The organism is Paraburkholderia domus (genome assembly GCF_905220705.1).
GTDB lineage: Bacteria > Pseudomonadota > Gammaproteobacteria > Burkholderiales > Burkholderiaceae > Paraburkholderia > Paraburkholderia domus.
The window spans coordinates 25,057-42,479 of record NZ_CAJNAT010000034.1; the positions used below are offsets into that span (position 1 = coordinate 25,057).

Consider the following 17,423-nt stretch of genomic DNA (forward strand, 5'->3'; position numbering starts at 1 on the left):
CTTTAGATGTTTCAGCGCCGCGAAAGGCATTACAGCCCGAATTCGCCCGCCAGTTCATCGATCAGCCCGCGCTGAAACGCCTTGAAGCGCTCGTTAGGCTGCTGCGCGATCGCGAGATCCAGCATCGGATCGGTCACCTGCGTTCGCACGTCCGCCAGCGTCTCGACGATCGCGTGGCCGCAGAACGGCACATACGCTTCCGAATACCCGCCCTCGTGCACGATCACCAAGCGCCCGCTGCAATAACGTTCGGCAGCGTCACGCACCAGTTGCGTCATCGTGCGATAGCTCTCGCTGTGCAGCAGCATGCGCGCGAGCGGATCGACTGCACTCGCGTCGAGCCCGCTCGCCACGACGATCAGATCCGGCCTGAACGCGTCGAGTGCAGGCAGCACGATGCGCTCGAACGCATACAGATAGGCGTCGTGCCCGCCGCCCGGCAACAGCGGAATGTTCACGTTGGCGCCCACACCCGCGCCCGCGCCGCGCTCGTCCGCCCCGCTGTAGCCCGGCGGAAAGCAGCGATCCTGATGGAGCGAAATCGTCAGCGTATTGGGGTCGTCGTAATAGATCGACTGCGTGCCATTGCCGTGGTGGACATCCCAGTCGATCACCGCGACGCGTTCGACACCATGCCGTGCGCGGGCCGCTTCGATCGCAATGGGAATATTGGCGAACAGGCAGAAGCCCATCGGCTTGTCGCGCAGACAGTGATGACCAGGCGGGCGCGACAGCGAGAATGCGTTGCTTGCCCGCTCGCCGAGCACAGTGTCGATCGCGCTGATGGCGAGCCCCGCGGACAGTGCAGCGATCTCATAGCTGCCCTTGCCGAACGGCGCGAGGTCACCCAGATCGCCACCAGTCGTGTCGCTAAGCGCCTTGAAGCGGTTCAGATAATCGCGCGGATGGACGCGCAGCAAATCTTCTTCCGTGGCAAGCTCCGCACCCTGCATGTCGAGCGAAGCCGCCAGCCCCGAGGTCTGAATCAGCGCCAGCAGCCGGCGTTTCGAATCGGGCGATTCCGCGTAGCCGCTGCTCGACGGCGGCTGTACCCAGCCACCGACGGGAAAGAACAGCGCATGCGTGCCACCTGTATGCCAGAAGGTGCGTTCATCCGTGAAAAATGCTGTTTTGCTCATGATTTCTCTTACCTGTAGTTCACCTGCGGATTCAAATCGACTGAAGTCGACTGTTCGGTCACCGGCGTGTACCTCGCACTTCGCGCCCGTTACGCTCGACACGTAGCAGGCAAACGAATGACAAGATGCAGATCACCGCCGCGCCCTGAAACAACGTATTGAGTCCCGCACCGGCGTCGAGGAGAAAGCCGGCGATCAGTGGACCGACCGCGAGTCCCGCGCCGATCACGAAGTTCAACGTGGCGATCAATCGCCCGGACGTATCGGTTTTTGCGGCTGCGGCGAGGATGAACGGCAGCACGAAGGTCCACGCAAATTTGAAGGCGAAGATCGCCGCGGCGTAGCCCGTCGAACCAGGATGCGCCGACAGACCGAGCAAGGCTGCGACGAGAATTGCGTAACCCGTCAGCAGCATCGCGGCACGCGCGATCCGGTTGCCGATGAACGACGCGCACGCCGCGCCGACGATGCCCATCACGCTCGCGACCGCCAGCAGTTCGCCGGCGTGTCCGGCGTCGAGTCCGGCGAGCGACGCCGCCTTGCTCGCGAACGTCCAGACGCCGCCGATCGCCACATAGAAAGCGAGCACGCCACCGATGACCAGCGTCGCGAGAAACCCCGTGCTACTTCTGCTGCTCGCGCTATTCATGCCAGACGCGGCCTGTTGGGCCTCTTTGCCGCTAGCCCTGCCCAACGCCGGATCGAAACCGCGCGTGAGCGGCGACGCGATCAGCGCAAGCACGGCCAGCGCCACGTACAGTGCGCGCAAACCGAACGCGTCGAACAGATGCGGCAGCACGAACAGGCCGAGCGCACCGGCCACTAATTGACCGACCACCCATAAGCCATACACGCGGTCACGATTGCCGCTCGTCGCCGCACTCGTCATGCACAGCACCATCAGCGTGCCGCCGCCGAGCGCGGTCAGCGCGCGCAGCGCCAGCAGCGCGACGAAACCCGGCATCAGCAGCGCCGTGGCGAGATTGCCGATGCAGAACACCGCCGTGGCGATCGCCGCGACACGGCGCGCGTCGACACGTCCCAGCCACAGGAGGGACGGCAAGGTCGCGCAACTGAACGCGCCGAGTTCGACGAAGAAATACGTGCCGATCTGCGAGGCGCTCAAACCGAGTTGTCCGCCGAGTTGCGCAGCCACCGCCGGCGCGACAAGCAGCAGGAGCGGCGTGATGGCGGCGAACACCACCAGCGACAACAGCGTGGACGTCGCGAATTGGCGCGGCGCGGCCGTGGGCATCGCGGATGTGGCGGCCGTGGCAAACGAGGAAGTCGAAGAAGTTTTCATGGGGCTCAGAGGTAACGATTGCGGTTGCAACGAAGGGGGATACGAAGCCTCTATCGGACGACGACAAGCCGACGCTGTCGAAACTGAAGCGCCACGCCAGCGGCGGGCAATCAGAACGTGTGATACATACCGAGCATCGCGCCGAACTGGGAGGCTCCGTTGAGCGGCGTTGCGTCGTATTCGTAGACCGGCTGCGAGCTTTGACTGCTGTTACGCGAGTAGCCGAGATTCACATACGCCACCGTGCGCTTTGACAATGCATAGGTGCCGCTCGCGATGAACAGCGTCGGATGACCGACGCTCGGCGTGTTCGACCAGGTCTGATAGACGCCGCCCGCGAGGCCGACGAAATTGTTGACCTGATAGCGCGCCCCGCCCCACGCCACCGTTTTCGACGGCGCGAGCGATCCGGTTTGCCGCTCCGCGCCGCCATACAGCGAAAGCGTCGCGATGTCCCAATGCGCGGCCAGCGTACCGATGGTCTGCTGCAGTCCCGAGGTATCGCCAGCCGTGGACGCCGTGCCTTGCGCCCGGTGCAAGGCCGCGCTGATGCCGTAGCCGTTGCCACCGTATTGCGCGCCGATTTCCAGCACCCGGCCCGAGCGCGAATTGCCGGCCACGCCGCCGGTCGCCGCCAACGCCTCAGCGCTGAAGCCGGCGTAGTCGGCGGTCTTGAACTTCACCGAGTTGTCGATGAAGTTGGCCGACAGCGGCACCAGCACACCCTGCCCGCTGTACGCCGCATACAGCAGCGGGTCGTAGAAAACCGTGCGATCGAACAGCACGCTGAACTGCCGTCCGAGCGTGACGGTGCCGAATTTGCCGGTCAAACCGACGTAAGCACCGCGAAAAAATGCGTAACCCGGCACCGTGGCCGTGCCGTCATTCACGTTGATGCCCTGCTCGAGGCGGAAGATCGCCTGCAGGCCGCCGCCCAGATCTTCCGTGCCCGTCAAACCGATCTGCGACGGCAATACGCCGTAGTTCTGCAAGTTGACCGCGCTGTGCTGGCCGTCCGCGTTCGTGCGGTACTGAATGCCCGCGTCGATCAAACCGTACAGCGTGACACTCGATTGCGCGTGGGCAGTCGCGGCGCACAAGCCAGCCGCAGCACTCAATGCCGCCAACGTCTTTCGTCGACCGCCGCGCTGCCGTGATTCGTTTCGTTTCATCGAGAAGCTCCAAACCGTCTGATGTTTTTTTAATGTGTCCGTCGCTGCGGGCTGCATCCCTGATCGAGTGCAACGGCAGTGTCGGTAGCGGCAATTGCGCTGAATAGACGTCCAGATGAACGGTATGGAAAACCCGCACGCGATCGCGCCGAGCCCCGGCGCGGTTGACATGCGCGGATGTGTCGAACGGCCCGGCGTCACGACGCGGCGTGGCATCGCCGGCCCGGGACCGTTCAAATGAGGGGGCGTAGCGCCATTTCCATCACTGCGTTTTTCAAAAAAGCGCCACGTATAATCGGTCGGCACGCCGCACGAGCGGCTGGACGCGCCTTATCGACAGCCGAAGGAGCCAGCGTGACAGTCACAGAAGACACGAAGCGGGTTATCGGTCAGTGGGGTGAAATGCCCCCTGCCATTCCGCTCGACGACTACGCAGGCGCACCGCTCGAACAGCGCAGCGCCGACTTCGAAGGGACGTTTTCCGGTAACGGCACGGCTGCGCGCGGCCTGAGCCTTTTCCTGCTCGACCTCTATGCGCTCGCGAACCGCACCGGCATCGGCGAATTCGAGCACGGCTTCTTCCGTCTTCTCTCGCAGCATTTACCGTTCGACGCCGGCTGGACCGGCGTGACCACGCACACGGCTAACGGTCCCGTGATGCACAACAGTTTCGTCTATGGCCTGCCCGGCGAGTTCTTTACCGACTGGCAGCGCGTGCGCGACTGCGATCCGCTTGCGCTCGGCTCGATGAACCGCTACGGCCGCGCGCTGGAAGTGTCGATCGTCGCGCCCGGCATCGATCCGCGCTTTCGCAACTGGGCCATCAAATACGGGCTCGCACAATTGATGGTGGTGTCGGCGCTCGATCATCGCTTCGGGCTCGCGACTTTCCTCTCCGTGTACCGCCGCGCGCTCGACAAACCGTTCTCCGCGGCAGATGCGCAAACGCTGGAGGATGTGATTCCGCATCTGAGCGCGGCGCTGACCATCAACCGCTCGTTTCAATTGACGCGTGAGCGCGGTGAAGGCGTCTCAACGCCCGCACGTGCGATTTGCGATGGCTACGGTGCAGTGCACCAGGCGGATAAAGCGTTCGAAACCATCCTGCGCGGCGAGTGGCCGGCCTATCAGAACCAGCATCTGCCGGCGCCGTTGATCGCGCATCTGCATGCGGACACGGGCCAGCCGTATGTCGGCGAAACGGTGACGGTGAACTGCTCGCCCGTGGTGGGTCTGTTTCAGCTGGAGGCGCGCCAACGCTCGCCGCTCGACCGCTTGAGTCCTCGCGAACTGAGTGCGATCAAGCTCTACGGCGACGGTCTCTCGCACAAGGAAGTCGCGCAACGCATGGCGATTTCGCCCACCACCGTGCGCCACTATCTGCGCTGCGCTTATAAAAAGCTCGGCATGCACGACAAAAGCCAGATTCCGTGGCTGCTCGGGCTCAGGGAGAACGCTGCTGCAAACGCCGCGGCGCCCAGCCAGAGCGATTGAGCGACGGCTTTACTCGTCCTCTTCTTCGAGGCCGGCAAGCAGATCGTCGACCGCGCGATACACACGCTCGACGATTTCCGGTCCCACCTTGCGCTCCAACTCGCGATAGTGCGCTTCGAGATCCTTCGAGATCACGCGCACCAGGTCCACACTCGTGTCGGTGAGCGACACCAGCACGCGGCGCTGATCTTCCGCGAAACGCTCCTTCGTCACCAGTTCCATGCTCTCCATGCGCGCGAGCACGCCGGCCATGCTCGGGCTCGAAATCGTGCAGATATCGGAGATGTGCCGCGGCTCCATCGGGCCGTGCTCATTGAGGGCGCGAATCACGCGCCATTGCTGTTCGGTCAGTCCGTGCGCGGTAATCAATGGGCGGAAACGCTCCATCATTTTTTCTCTGGCGCGCAGCAACAACATCGGCAGGTTGCGGTGCAAAACTCGGGTGGAAGCAGAAGCGGACATGGCGGAAGATAGGTAAAAGCAGCCGTCGAAACTTAAGGGAAAACCCGCAATCAGCCGACAGGCTATTGACCGTGGATGATATCAAGCGCAATACTACTAACATGTTAGTGTTTTTTGCGAGAGACAGCTGAATTATGTTTGCACTTGCCGATCACCTGCTGCATCCCGAAGGCGACGCGCTGCCTCGTGACGTGGATGCGCACACCGCCGCCGCGCTGCTCGCACGCGGCGTGGCCTGCCGCGCGCCGGTTTCCGGCGCTGTCTATGGAACCTTGCTGAACGATCGAGTCGCGCTGGAAGCATTGGGCGATGCGGTTCATGCCGCTCCGTATAAAGCACCGCCCAAAGCGCCCGTGCTCTATCTGAAGCCGCGCAATACGTTCGCCGGTCATCGCGCGCGTGTCGTCGTGCCTGACAATGCCCTGGGTGTGGAAGTCGGTGCTTCGCTGGGTATCGTGATGGGTCGCACGGCAACGCACGTCGGCGTGGGTCAGGCGTTCGATTACATTGCCGGCTACACGGTGGTCGCCGACCTGAGCGTGCCGCATGCGAGCGTGTACCGGCCGTCGGTACGGTTTCGGGCACGCGACGGCTTTTGCGTGATTGGACCGGCGGTGGTTGCAGCGCGTCATGTTGCTGCGCCGGACGATCTGACGATCACGGTTGCGCTTGCGGGACGTGAGATCTTCACTGCGAGTACCGCGTCGTCGATACGCAACGTGGCGCAATTGATCGCGGACGTCACCGATTTCATGACGCTCAGCGCGGGTGACGTCATTACGCTTGGCGTGCCGCATGGTTCGCCGGTTGCGCATATCGGCGACACGGCCACGCTGTCGATCGGCGGATTGCCGCCGCTTGAGGTGTCGTTTGTCGGTGCGGAAGAACAAGATGGAGAACAGCAATGATGCGCGGCCGTGTTGCGTATGCAGGGGCGATTCACGAAGCCTATCCGGACGCCAACGGCGTGCGCCTCGCCGACGGGCGCGTGCGTCGTGAGGATGAAGTGGTATGGCTCGCGCCGATCGAAGTCGGCACGATCTTCGCGCTCGGCTTGAACTATGCGGAGCATGCGAAGGAATTGCAGTTCAACAAGCAGGAAGAGCCTTTAGTTTTTCTCAAAGGCCCGGGCACGGTCATCGGTCACCGTGGCTTCACGCGCCGCCCTGCCGACGTCACCTTCATGCACTACGAGTGCGAACTTGCTGTCGTGATCGGCCAAACCGCGCAGAACATCAAGCGCGAAAACGCCATGCAGCATGTGGCCGGCTACATGATCGCCAACGACTACGCGATCCGCGACTACCTGGAAAACTATTACCGCCCCAACCTGCGCGTGAAGAATCGCGACGGCGGCACCGTGCTCGGCCCCTGGTTCGTCGATGCCGCCGATATCGAAGACGTCACGCAACTCGAATTACGCACGTTTGTGAACGGCACGCGGCAGCAACACGGCAACACGCGCGATCTCGTCACCGATATTCCGGCGTTGATCGAATACCTGAGTAGCTTCATGACCCTCGCACCCGGCGACGTGATCCTGACCGGCACGCCGGAAGGCATCGTCAATGTCAATGCGGGCGACGAAGTGGTGTGCGAAATCGACGGCCTTGGCCGTCTCGTCAATACGATTGCATCCGACGCGGACTTCGGCCGCGCCTGATCAAATTGTTTTAAATGGGATCGGAGCAAGCCTAAAGCGCTAACTCCGATCGACAGAGAAAGGACAAGGCAATGCGAATCGAACATCTGATCAACGGCAAATCGAGCGCGGCGAAAGACTACTTCGAGACCGTCGATCCGGCGACACAGAACGTGCTCGCTGAAGTCGCCCGCGGCGATGCGGAAGATGTCGACGCCGCCGTGCGCGCGGCCAAAGAAGCGTTTCCTGCTTGGGCCGGCAAGCCCGCTGCGGAACGCGCAAAAATCATTCGGAAGCTCGGCGAGTTGATTGCGAAAAACGTGCCGGAAATCTCGGAGACCGAGACGAAGGACACCGGCCAGACAATCTCGCAGACGCGCAAGCAACTCGTGCCGCGCGCCGCCGACAACTTCAGCTATTTCGCGGAGATGTGCACACGCGTCGACGGCCATACGTATCCTACCGATACGCATTTGAACTACACGCTGTTCCATCCGGTCGGCGTCTGTGCACTGATCTCGCCGTGGAACGTTCCGTTCATGACGGCAACGTGGAAAGTCGCACCCTGTCTCGCGTTCGGCAATACCGCCGTGTTGAAGATGAGCGAACTGTCGCCGCTGACCGCCTCGATGCTCGGCAATCTCGCCCTTGAAGCCGGCATTCCTGCCGGCGTGCTGAACGTCGTGCATGGCTTCGGCAAGGACACCGGCGAACCGCTGGTGGCGCACCCGGATGTGCATGCGGTGTCGTTCACCGGATCGACGGCAACCGGCAACCGCATCGTGCAGACCGCGGGCCTGAAAAAGTTTTCGATGGAACTCGGCGGCAAGTCACCGTTCGTGATTTTCGACGACGCCGATTTCGAGCGCGCGCTCGATGCCGCCGTGTTCATGATCTTCTCGAACAACGGCGAACGCTGCACCGCGGGTTCGCGCATTCTGGTGCAACGCTCGATTTACGCCCGCTTTGCCGAGCGTTTCGTCGAGCGCGCGAAGCGTTTGACAGTGGGCGATCCGCTGGCCGACAGCACGATTGTCGGCCCGATGATCAGCCAGGGGCACCTGGCCAAAGTGCGCAGCTACATCGAACTGGGTCCGAAAGAAGGCGCGACGCTCGCGTGCGGCGGACTCGATGTACCCGACTTGCCCGAGGCCATGCGCAAAGGCAACTTCGTTCAGCCGACGGTGTTCGTCGATGTCGACAACCGCATGCGGATCGCGCAGGAAGAGATTTTCGGCCCGGTCGCCTGCCTGATTCCGTTCGACGACGAAGCCGACGCGATCAAACTCGCCAACGACATCTCCTACGGTTTGTCGAGCTACATCTGGACCGAGAGCACCGGCCGTGCGCTTCGCGTCGCCGCAGCCGTCCAGGCGGGTATGTGCTTCGTCAACAGCCAGAACGTACGCGATCTGCGCCAGCCGTTCGGGGGCACCAAGGCATCGGGGGTGGGCCGCGAAGGCGGCACGTGGAGCTACGAAGCGTTCCTCGAACCGAAGAACGTGTGCGTATCGCTCGGCTCGCATCACATTCCGCGCTGGGGCGTCTGAAGCGCTGCTCATCTGCGCGAGTGCATCACGCCTCGCGCGACACAGAATAGGAGATCGCGATGGGCAAACTCGCGTTGGCAGCAAAAGTCACTCACGTCCCGTCGTTATATTTGTCCGAACTCGACGGTCCACATAAGGGCTGTCGTCAGCCCGCAATCGACGGCCATCATGAAATCGGCCGCCGTTGCCGGGAATTGGGTGTGGACACGATCGTCGTATTCGACGTGCATTGGCTGGTGAACAGCGAGTACCACATCAATTGCGCCCCGAAGTTCGAAGGCGTCTATACGAGCAACGAACTGCCGCATTTCATCAAGAACATGCCGTACGCGTATCCCGGCAATGTCGGGCTCGGCGATCTGATCGCGGAAGTCGCCAACGAAATGGGCGTGAAGAGCCGCGCGCACAGCGAGACCACGCTCGAACTCGAGTATGGCACGCTGGTGCCCATGCGCTATATGAATAGCGATCAGCACTTCAAGACCGTATCGGTAGCCGGCTGGTGCATGTGGCACGACCTCGAAACCAGCGCGCGCTTCGGCCTCGCAGTACGCAAAGCCATCGAAGAACGTTACGACGGCACCGTGGCGATTCTGGCGAGCGGTTCGTTGAGCCACCACTTCGCCAACAACGGCACTGCCGAGCAGTTCATGCATAAGGTGTGGAACCCGTTTCTCGAACAGATGGACCGTAAAGTGATCGAGTTGTGGGAAGCAGGCGACTGGAAAACCTTCTGCGAAATGCTGCCGCTCTATAACGAGAAATGCTGGGGCGAAGGCGGCATGCACGACACCGCGATGCTGCTTGGCGCGCTCGGTTGGGATCGTTACGACGGCAAGGTCGAAGTCGTCACGCCGTATTTCGGCAGTTCGGGCACTGGCCAGATCAATGCGATCTTCCCCGTGACGCCCCTGCCCGCTTAAGTACCTAGTACTGAGAAAGGAGCCTGCCGTGCCGCATCTGACACTTGAATATAGCGCTAATCTTGCCGGCGCAGAAAGCATCGACGAGCTATGCAAAACGCTGGCTCGTTGCCTCGACACACAGCGCGAGAACGAACAACACGTTTATCCGCTTGGCGGCATCCGCGTGCGCGCCTTGCGCTGCGAGCAGTACTGCATTGCCGATGGCAGGGCCGACGCCGCGTTTCTGCACGCGAACCTGAAGATCGCCGCAGGCCGCTCGGACGCCGCAAAAAAGGCGACCGGTGATGCACTGTTTGACGCGATCAAACAGCACTTCGCTGCTGAGTTTGAAAAACACGGCCTGGCGCTGTCGCTGGAGATCAATGAATTCAGCGAAGCGGGCACGTGGAAACACAACAATTTGCACGCGCGGCTTAAGGCTTAGTACCCGGGCTTTGTACCCAGGTTTAGTACCCGGGCCTGGTAGCCGCTTATAGAGAACCATCATGCTAGACGAACAGACTATCCGCGATCTCGCGGCGCAACTCGACAACGCTGAGAAAACGCGCACTCAGCTCCGCCACTTCTCGGCCCAGTATCCCGGGATGACAGTCCAGGACGGTTACGCGATTCAGCGCGAGTGGGTGAAGCTCAAACTGGCCGAGGGCCATGTGATCAAAGGCCGCAAGATCGGCCTGACCTCACGTGCGATGCAGCGTTCGTCGCAGATCGACGAACCTGACTATGCGCCGCTACTCGACAGCATGTTCATCGAAAGCGGCCAGGACATCCGCGCCGACCGCTTTATTGCACCGCGCGTGGAAGTCGAATTGGCGTTCGTGTTGAGCAAGCCCTTGAAAGGCCCTGGTGTCACGCTATTCGACGTTCTGGACGCCACGGCCTACGTGACCCCGGCGGTGGAGATTATCGACGCGCGCATCGAACAATTCGACCGCGAGACGAAGGCGCCGCGCAAGGTCTACGACACCATCTCCGACTTCGCGGCCAATGCCGGCATCGTGCTGGGCGGCCGCCCGGTGCGTCCGATGGACGTCGACCTTCGTTGGATTGGCGCCTTGCTTTACAAGAACGGCGCGGTGGAAGAAAGCGGACTTGCTGCCGCGGTGCTGAATCACCCTGCCACTGGCGTTGCATGGCTCGCCAACAAGATCGCGCCCTACGATGAAGTACTGAACGCGAACGACGTGATTCTGAGCGGCTCGTTCACGAGCCCGATTCCGGCGCGAGCGGGCGACACGTTCCACGTCGACTATGGTCCGCTGGGCGGCATTGGTTTGAATTTCATTTGAGTCGCTGACATGTCTCTCCCGCAAAACACATTCAAGCGCGCATTGGCTGAGGGCAAGCCGCAATTCGGCTTATGGGCGGCGCTTGCCGATGCATACGTGACCGAGTTGCTGGCCACGGCCGGGTTCGATTGGTTGTTGATCGACAACGAGCACGCACCGAACGATGTCCGCAGCACGCTGGCGCAATTACAGGCTGTGGCTGCGTACGCTTCGCATCCGGTGGTGCGTCCGGTGCGCAGCGATAGCGCGTTGATCAAGCAGTTGCTCGATATCGGCGCCCAGACCTTGTTGCTACCGATGATCGACACTGCGGAGCAGGCCGCGGACGCCGTCGCGGCGACGCGCTATCCGCCACAGGGCATTCGCGGGGTGGGGAGTGCGTTGGCGCGGGCATCGCGTTGGAACCGGATACCGGACTACCTGAACACGGCGGCGGAAGAGTTGTGTGTGCTGGTGCAGGTAGAGACGGTGCAAGGCATGGAGAACGTGTCGGCGATCGCGGCGGTGGACGGTATTGACGGCGTGTTTTTTGGTCCGGCGGACCTGAGTGCATCGATGGGATTGCTGGGCAAGCCGGGGGACGCGAGCGTACGCGAGGCGATATGCAACGGCATCAGGAAGGTGCGGGACGCCGGCAAAGCGGCGGGCGTGCTGGCGCCGGATTCGGGGATTGCCGCCGAGTACCTGGCGGCGGGCGCGACGTTTGTGGCGGTGGGGACGGATACGGGGTTGTTGAGCCGCGCGGCGGCGGATCTGGCGGCAGCGTACAAGAAGACTGCCGGGGTGGCGGCGCCGGTGAAAGGCGGGTATTGAGGGGTGCCTGCCAGGCAGCGGGGGGGCGCCGCGGGGCGGCGGTTTTTTGCCTGCTCGGCGGTTTGTCTGTTTGCCTACAGTGTTGGGCTTTTCTTGATTTGAGTGCCTGCGCGGCGCTTTTTTCTGTGCGCCTGCGGCGTTGGCCTTTCCTTGAATTGGGTGCCTGCGCGGGGCTTTTTTCTGTGCGCCTGCGGCGTTGGCCTTTCCTTGAATTCTTATTGGTTTATTAGCGTCGCCCCTGTGCGGGGCGGCACCTACTTTTCTTTGCCTGCTGCAAAGAAAAGTAGGCAAAAGAAAGCAGCTCACACCGCTAGCTCTTAAGCGGGTCCCCTAGCTTGGAGGAGGTAGTGGTGCATCTGGAATCCGTGCCCTCGCACATTCAGCGTAAGTGACAAAGCCGTCATACTTCCGGCGGCGCTGCGCGCGCCGATGGGCACTTCATAAAACCAGTCACTACGGTTTCGCACTCGCGCTTCATTCGGCGCTTCGCCGAGGCGAAGCCGACGGCCCCCACCTCATCGAAACGAAGCCATGGGTTTGCATGTGAACCCTTCCGGCGAGCACGGAGTGCGAGGCGGGAAGCATGACTGCTTTGTCACTTACGCGGAGTGTGCGAGGGCACCGATTCCAGATGCACCACTACCGCGACAGTGCGGGGGACCCGCTTAAGAATTAGCGGTTTGAGCTGCTTTCTCTTGCCTACTTCTCTTTGCAGCAGCAAAGAGAAGTAGGTGCCGCCCCGCACAGGGGCAACGCTAATAGACCACTAACAATTCAAGGAAAGGCCAACGCCAAAGGCACACAGACAAAGCGCCGCGTAGGCAAAACAACCAAAATCAATCTCCCGCTGGCCACGGCAACCCCACGGCCGACCAATCCAACTCCACCCCCACAACAGACCTCTCACTAGCAAACTGCACAGCAAGCGTAACCGCAACACAAGGCCGGCCGCTGGCCAAAGAAAGATAAGGATTACTAGCCACAGCCACCCCCGGCAACAAAACCGCATTGCGAAAATAAGGCCGATGATCCCATCTGGCATCCCGCGGATTCGCCACAGGATGCAACGAAGCCCCTTCGCTATTCCACGCCGGCCCTGGCACTTCAAGCCCGATCTGCCGCCCTGAATCATCGAGAATAAAACAGCTGATACAGCGATCAAACGTGGCCAGAGAAGCAAACGCCTCCCCCATCACGACACCCGCCAGCAACCCATCGGCAGCCTGCCGCAAGGCAACCCGATAAGGCTCGACCTCCGACTCAAACAACGCATACTGATGCGCCCTGCCCTGGGCAATCACATCGAATGCATCATCGATCCGCCGTTGCACCGGCTCCGGTGGCGCAATCTCCGCAGCCGGCCGTCCAAGCAGATACCCCTGCGCGAAATCCACATTCGACTCCACAGCAAGAATCAATTCCTCCGTGGTCTCCACGCCCTCCACAACAACCAGCATCCCCGCCTGATGCAACAACGAAACAAGCTTCGGCAAGATCGGCTGCTCGGTGCCGTGACTGGTCGCGCGAATCAACTCGCCGTCGAGTTTCACAAGATCGGGCCGAATCCGCAACAGCCGGTCGAGGTTCGATTGACCGGCGCCGAAGTCGTCGACGGCAATCAGGAAACCATGCTCGCGGTACAGCGCCGCCGCCCGCGACATGTCGTCGACGCTGCCGCCATGCGATTCGAGAATCTCGAGAATCACCTGCTCAGGTTCGAGTCCCGCCGTCCGCACGAGCGTCGCGAGCCGGTCGGCATAGCCTTCGGCGATAAATGTGGCGGGCAGAATGTTGAGGAACAGCCACGCGTCACAGGGCAGCGACTTGCGTGCATTGGCCAGATGCACAGCATGACTCGCGCGATCGAGCGCGCCTTCGTCACTGGACGGCCTCGGCGCGAACAGCACCACGGGCGGCACCAACGTGCCGTCATCCTGCTCGCCGCGCAGCAAAGCCTCGAACCCCACCTGCTTCTGATGCGACAAACTATAGAGCGGCTGAAAGTGCGAGGTCAGGTAATAGTCCTCCCAGCGATACCGCCGCGCGGCCGTATCACCCTCCTCATGCGCGGCATCGAAGAGCATGTGCAGCGCCTCGAGCGGCAACGCGCGTTCGGCGCATACGCGGTTTCTGCCCGAATGCTTGGCGCGCAGCAAGGCTTCGTCGGCGCGATCGAGCAACACCATGATGCTTTCGCCGCGCCGGTGTTCGGCTACGCCGAAGCTCGCAGTCAGTTGGCCGTCCGGCCGCTCGATCGCGGCAATCGCGCCGCGCAGCCGCTCGGCCAGCGCCAGCGCGCCAGCCAGACCGTCGCACAGCAGCACCGCGAACTCCTCGCCGCCGATCCGGCTCACGCTGTCGTCCGCGGAGGTCCCATCCATCAGCACCCGGGCGACCTGGTGCAGCGCATGGTCGCCGACCGCGTGGCCGAAGCGGTCGTTCAGCGATTTGAAACTGTCGATGTCGAGAAAAATCGCGCTGACCTGCAAATCAGGCGCCATGGTTTCGAGGCGGCGCTCGGCCTGCTTCACAAACGCGCGGCGGTTCTGCAGACCGGTCAGCGGATCGGTCGCGGCGAGCTGTGCGAGTTGGCTTTCGAGCAGAAAGTGGTTGCGCCGGAACCGGTAGAAGCCGAAGTGAAACACAGCGGAAGTCGGTAAGCCGATCGCCACAACCCACATCCACACGACGACATCGACTTCATGCGTGCGCGGCTCACCGAACAGCAAGGCAAACGCCGCCGCGTAGAAGAGCGCGCTGCCAAGGAAGAAATGCGTCGGCGTGAGCCAGAGCGGCGCGGCGCAGATCGGGATCACCACCATCGCCGGCAGCACCCACAGCAACGGTTGTTCGACACCGGAGACGTTCAGCGCGAGACCGGCCACCAGAACCAGCGTATACGCTACGCCGATTGCGCCAAACGTCCAGATCGAGCCGGCGCGTGGAATCGCCATCACCAGCAGGGCGAGCACCAGCGCACAGGAGAGCCGGTAGGCGAGCGGCGTCGCCGGGCCGTTGACCATGTTGCGCGCGCCCACTAAACACAGGAACGCGACAACAGTGAACGCCATCGTCACGGTCGAAAGTGGACGCTGGTGTTCCAGCGATCGTCGATGAAAACGATCGCGCAAACCGGAATCGGACGGTTGCTTCGTTAAAGTGGAAAGCATATTGATAGATATCAGGCTGGCTCCGGTCACTCTGCCAATGTATAACGGCAACCGTCTGACAAATATTTATGCCCTGCCCGCAAATAGAATTGCGCCCCGCTCCATAAGGGTTACGCGGCCATCACGCGATCGCGTCCCGCGGCCTTGGCGGCATACAACGCGCCGTCGGCACGCGCCATCAACTGGGCAAGCGATTCATCGCGCCGATGCTCGTCTACCCCGACGCTGAAGGTGTAGGTCAGTCCTCGTGGCAATTCGGCCGGCGCAGCGGCCGCGAGCCGTACCCGCAGACGATCCATCAGTCGCACCGCCTCGGCGGCGCTCGTCGCCGGGCACAGCACGCCGAACTCCTCGCCGCCCAGCCGCCCGAACACGTCGCCGATTCGCAGATTGCGGGTGATAAAAGCCGCGAAGTGGCTCAGCACCTGGTCGCCGGCGGCGTGGCCGTAGCCGTCGTTGACCGCCTTGAACGAATCGATGTCGATGATCGCCATCGCCACCGGCGAGCGGGTGCGCAACGACGCCTTCAGCAGCGCGTCGCCAATCGCGAGAAACGCCCGGCGCGACAAGGCGCCCGTCAGATCGTCGACATTGGCAAGCCGCTCGAGCCGCTCAGCGAGCCGATCGTGCGCCAGCATCACCACCCCGATCGAAAGGCACGGCGGCGCAAGAATGCCGAGCGCCAGAAAAGCGACATTGCTCGGCGTCACCTGCATCAAACTGGACTGCAACAGCATGCCGAAGCTGTACATGACGCCACGCGAGGCATGTCCTGCGCATAACAGCGCCGCCGCTACCGCGAGAAAGTAATAGCTGTAGCGCGGCCGGTTCGAGGGGCGATCGCGCACCATCGTCACGGCGAGCATGGCGTAGAGGCCCGTGTGAAACGCCGACACCACGGCCACCCGTGCGTTGAAGTCCGGCGTGACAAAGGTCCAGTAGGTAATGCCGATCAACACAAGAAGCGCGCCGGCGTAGGCCGCCCAGGGTCGTGTACGGCGGCCCAGAAAACGGTAGCAGCCTTCAAGCACCAGCAGCAGCGAGACGGCCAGCAGTTCGTTGGCTGCCACGAAAGTCAGCCAGCGCGATGCGTGTCCTTGTAAGGTAAAGGCAAGCAGCGCCACGATCGCGACCGCGTTGGCCGAGATCCAGTAGCCAACACCGGGTATCGTCGCGCGCCAAAGCGAGCCGAGCACGGCGATCCCAATGGCGCCCGACAAGACCGTGACAGCCAGAATAGTGAGTGGATTGAGCATTGTTGTTTTGAGTCGAACCGCATCGCCATAGCGGGCCACGGCTCTGCTGCCTGGGCTATTTGTGTCGTAGCGCGCACAACCGGGCTGCGTAAATTCGCAAGCTTACTGGCCCTGATGAAAGTTGGGGGCGCGACGACGCAGCAGGATTCTGCAAGAACTCCCGGTGAAGGCAAATGCTTATCGCGTCCGCACGGACGCAAAGCGTTGCATTTGCCACGAAAAGAAAGCTGAACCAGCGGCGAGACCGATCGCCGCTCGGACGATGAGGACGATGAGGACGATGAGGACGATGAGGACGATGGCGATAGCGGACGCTTGCACAGTCGGCATCCCCCGCAGGGAAGCGCGAAGGGCAATTCAGGCTGCATAAATTACGTGTTCGGCAGATATCCATCGCAATCGTTTGCTTCTATAAAGCAGACGAATGTAAAGTGGCTAAAAGTTAATGTCTTAAGTAGACTCCTCCGAAGTGTGGCGGACAGACTAGACAGATTCGGAAAAAGGTACTCACGGACGCGTGCAACGCGCGGCTTCCCGTAACACTTGCACTTGCATTCGGCCGTCGGCAACCGTTTTTGTACACGGCTGAAGCAACGCCATTTCCCGGAAAACATGGTCCCAATTCTCGACTACCTGCTGGAACGCCAGATCTCGTCACAGTGGCGCGGCATGCTGACTGCATTGGCCACGGAGTTCGAAGCGCAGATCGGTCGCGACGAATTGCGCCAACTGATGCATCGCGTCGGTTGCCGCTTTGCCGCGGCGCATCAATTGCCCGCTTGCGGGTCGACGGCCGAACTCGCTCAGGTGTTGAATCTGTACTGGCATGACATGGATTGGGGCTACGTCGCGTTGTCCGACGAAGCCGAGTCTTTGCGCATCGTTCATTACTGTGCGCCGCTGCAGGCATTCGGCAACGCAGCGCTCGCATGGACTCCGGCGTTTCTCGAAGGCGTCTACCAGACCTGGTTGAGCGCGTTGGGCGCGCAGGGCCTGTCCGTGGCGCAAACGAGCGGGTACGGCGAGGACACCGCGATCGAGTTCCGGCTGGGCCGGCACCCGGTCTGAACGGGCCCGGCAAACGGACCGCGAAGTTGAACCAATCGGGCCCGAGCCGGCAATACCGGCTCGCAGCCGGTAGATACTCGTTGAGCAACAGGCAGTAGAGGAACGCGCCAGACCGGTGCGCGTGAAGTGGCAGCACCCG

The 17,423-nt window shown here is 61.9% G+C and carries 15 protein-coding genes; 9 read left to right on the forward strand and 6 right to left on the reverse strand.

Going from position 1 to position 17,423, the window contains the following annotated elements; genetic code table 11:
* Positions 1-29 precede the first annotated feature (29 nt).
* The 3 genes from KHO31_RS33605 to KHO31_RS33615 form a co-directional block, all read right to left on the reverse strand.
* A complete protein-coding gene (locus tag KHO31_RS33605) occupies positions 30-1,139 on the reverse strand; it encodes a class II histone deacetylase (RefSeq protein WP_201084156.1) in 1,110 nt (369 codons plus the stop codon).
* Between the two features lie 58 nt (positions 1,140-1,197).
* A complete protein-coding gene (locus tag KHO31_RS33610; protein WP_407945977.1) occupies positions 1,198-2,442 on the reverse strand; it encodes an MFS transporter in 1,245 nt (414 codons plus the stop codon).
* Positions 2,443-2,552: 110 nt separating this feature from the next.
* Positions 2,553-3,614 (reverse strand): porin, encoded by a 1,062-nt coding sequence (locus tag KHO31_RS33615; RefSeq protein WP_201085953.1) that lies wholly within the window; start codon positions 3,612-3,614, stop codon positions 2,553-2,555.
* Positions 3,615-3,968: 354 nt separating this feature from the next.
* Here KHO31_RS33615 and KHO31_RS33620 point away from each other — a divergent pair, with 354 nt between their 5' ends.
* Entirely contained in the window at positions 3,969-5,108 is a 1,140-nt protein-coding gene (locus KHO31_RS33620) for a helix-turn-helix transcriptional regulator (RefSeq protein WP_407945978.1), read from the forward strand.
* A 9-nt stretch (positions 5,109-5,117) separates the two neighbouring features.
* On the opposite strand, the gene hpaR is transcribed toward KHO31_RS33620, so the two are convergent.
* Positions 5,118-5,525 (reverse strand): homoprotocatechuate degradation operon regulator HpaR, encoded by a 408-nt coding sequence (hpaR, locus tag KHO31_RS33625; RefSeq protein ID WP_169488206.1) that lies wholly within the window; start codon positions 5,523-5,525, stop codon positions 5,118-5,120.
* Between the two features lie 179 nt (positions 5,526-5,704).
* Here hpaR and KHO31_RS33630 point away from each other — a divergent pair, with 179 nt between their 5' ends.
* The 7 genes from KHO31_RS33630 to hpaI all read left to right on the forward strand — a co-directional run bounded on the left by KHO31_RS33630 (position 5,705) and on the right by hpaI (position 11,790).
* Complete coding sequence (locus tag KHO31_RS33630) at positions 5,705-6,478, forward strand: fumarylacetoacetate hydrolase family protein (protein WP_201084153.1); 774 nt, start codon at positions 5,705-5,707, stop codon at positions 6,476-6,478.
* Positions 6,475-7,233, forward strand: a complete 759-nt coding sequence (locus KHO31_RS33635; RefSeq protein WP_201085955.1) for a fumarylacetoacetate hydrolase family protein — start codon at positions 6,475-6,477, stop codon at positions 7,231-7,233. Before KHO31_RS33630 ends, KHO31_RS33635 begins: the two co-directional genes overlap by 4 nt.
* Before the next feature lie 71 nt (positions 7,234-7,304).
* Positions 7,305-8,762: a 5-carboxymethyl-2-hydroxymuconate semialdehyde dehydrogenase gene (gene hpaE, locus KHO31_RS33640; RefSeq protein WP_211625331.1), complete on the forward strand. Its 1,458-nt coding sequence runs from the start codon at positions 7,305-7,307 to the stop codon at positions 8,760-8,762.
* A gap of 59 nt (positions 8,763-8,821) precedes the next feature.
* A complete protein-coding gene (hpaD, locus tag KHO31_RS33645) occupies positions 8,822-9,685 on the forward strand; it encodes a 3,4-dihydroxyphenylacetate 2,3-dioxygenase (RefSeq protein ID WP_201084150.1) in 864 nt (287 codons plus the stop codon).
* Positions 9,686-9,713: 28 nt separating this feature from the next.
* Positions 9,714-10,112 carry a 5-carboxymethyl-2-hydroxymuconate Delta-isomerase gene (locus KHO31_RS33650; RefSeq protein WP_211625333.1) on the forward strand — a complete coding sequence of 133 codons (399 nt, stop codon included), beginning with the start codon at positions 9,714-9,716 and terminating at the stop codon, positions 10,110-10,112.
* Between the two features lie 61 nt (positions 10,113-10,173).
* On the forward strand, positions 10,174-10,977 hold the full coding sequence (hpaH, locus tag KHO31_RS33655) for a 2-oxo-hept-4-ene-1,7-dioate hydratase (protein WP_201085959.1): 804 nt from the start codon (positions 10,174-10,176) through the stop codon (positions 10,975-10,977).
* A 9-nt stretch (positions 10,978-10,986) separates the two neighbouring features.
* The gene (gene hpaI / locus KHO31_RS33660) at positions 10,987-11,790 is read left to right on the forward strand and encodes a 4-hydroxy-2-oxoheptanedioate aldolase (RefSeq protein WP_201085960.1); all 804 of its coding nucleotides are present in this window, start codon (positions 10,987-10,989) and stop codon (positions 11,788-11,790) included.
* Positions 11,791-12,626: 836 nt separating this feature from the next.
* On the opposite strand, the gene KHO31_RS33665 is transcribed toward hpaI, so the two are convergent.
* Positions 12,627-14,960 (reverse strand): bifunctional diguanylate cyclase/phosphodiesterase, encoded by a 2,334-nt coding sequence (locus KHO31_RS33665; protein WP_201080975.1) that lies wholly within the window; start codon positions 14,958-14,960, stop codon positions 12,627-12,629.
* Between the two features lie 110 nt (positions 14,961-15,070).
* Positions 15,071-16,216, reverse strand: a complete 1,146-nt coding sequence (locus tag KHO31_RS33670; RefSeq protein WP_201141035.1) for a sensor domain-containing diguanylate cyclase — start codon at positions 16,214-16,216, stop codon at positions 15,071-15,073.
* Between the two features lie 612 nt (positions 16,217-16,828).
* Here KHO31_RS33670 and bcsD point away from each other — a divergent pair.
* Positions 16,829-17,284: a cellulose biosynthesis protein BcsD gene (gene bcsD / locus KHO31_RS33675; protein ID WP_201080971.1), complete on the forward strand. Its 456-nt coding sequence runs from the start codon at positions 16,829-16,831 to the stop codon at positions 17,282-17,284.
* Positions 17,285-17,423 lie beyond the last annotated feature (139 nt).

Excerpts from the sequence above, each read along its gene's own strand:
- KHO31_RS33605 (WP_201084156.1), bottom strand. The coding sequence starts at position 1,139 with ATGAGCAAAACAGCATTTTTCACGGATGAACGCACCTTCTGGCATACA.
- KHO31_RS33610 (WP_407945977.1), bottom strand. The coding sequence starts at position 2,442 with ATGAAAACTTCTTCGACTTCCTCGTTTGCCACGGCCGCCACATCCGCG.
- KHO31_RS33615 (WP_201085953.1), bottom strand. The coding sequence starts at position 3,614 with ATGAAACGAAACGAATCACGGCAGCGCGGCGGTCGACGAAAGACGTTG.
- hpaR (WP_169488206.1), bottom strand. The coding sequence starts at position 5,525 with ATGTTGTTGCTGCGCGCCAGAGAAAAAATGATGGAGCGTTTCCGCCCA.
- KHO31_RS33630 (WP_201084153.1), top strand. The coding sequence starts at position 5,705 with ATGTTTGCACTTGCCGATCACCTGCTGCATCCCGAAGGCGACGCGCTG.
- KHO31_RS33635 (WP_201085955.1), top strand. The coding sequence starts at position 6,475 with ATGATGCGCGGCCGTGTTGCGTATGCAGGGGCGATTCACGAAGCCTAT.
- hpaE (WP_211625331.1), top strand. The coding sequence starts at position 7,305 with ATGCGAATCGAACATCTGATCAACGGCAAATCGAGCGCGGCGAAAGAC.
- hpaD (WP_201084150.1), top strand. The coding sequence starts at position 8,822 with ATGGGCAAACTCGCGTTGGCAGCAAAAGTCACTCACGTCCCGTCGTTA.
- hpaH (WP_201085959.1), top strand. The coding sequence starts at position 10,174 with ATGCTAGACGAACAGACTATCCGCGATCTCGCGGCGCAACTCGACAAC.
- hpaI (WP_201085960.1), top strand. The coding sequence starts at position 10,987 with ATGTCTCTCCCGCAAAACACATTCAAGCGCGCATTGGCTGAGGGCAAG.
- KHO31_RS33665 (WP_201080975.1), bottom strand. The coding sequence starts at position 14,960 with ATGCTTTCCACTTTAACGAAGCAACCGTCCGATTCCGGTTTGCGCGAT.
- KHO31_RS33670 (WP_201141035.1), bottom strand. The coding sequence starts at position 16,216 with ATGCTCAATCCACTCACTATTCTGGCTGTCACGGTCTTGTCGGGCGCC.
- bcsD (WP_201080971.1), top strand. The coding sequence starts at position 16,829 with ATGGTCCCAATTCTCGACTACCTGCTGGAACGCCAGATCTCGTCACAG.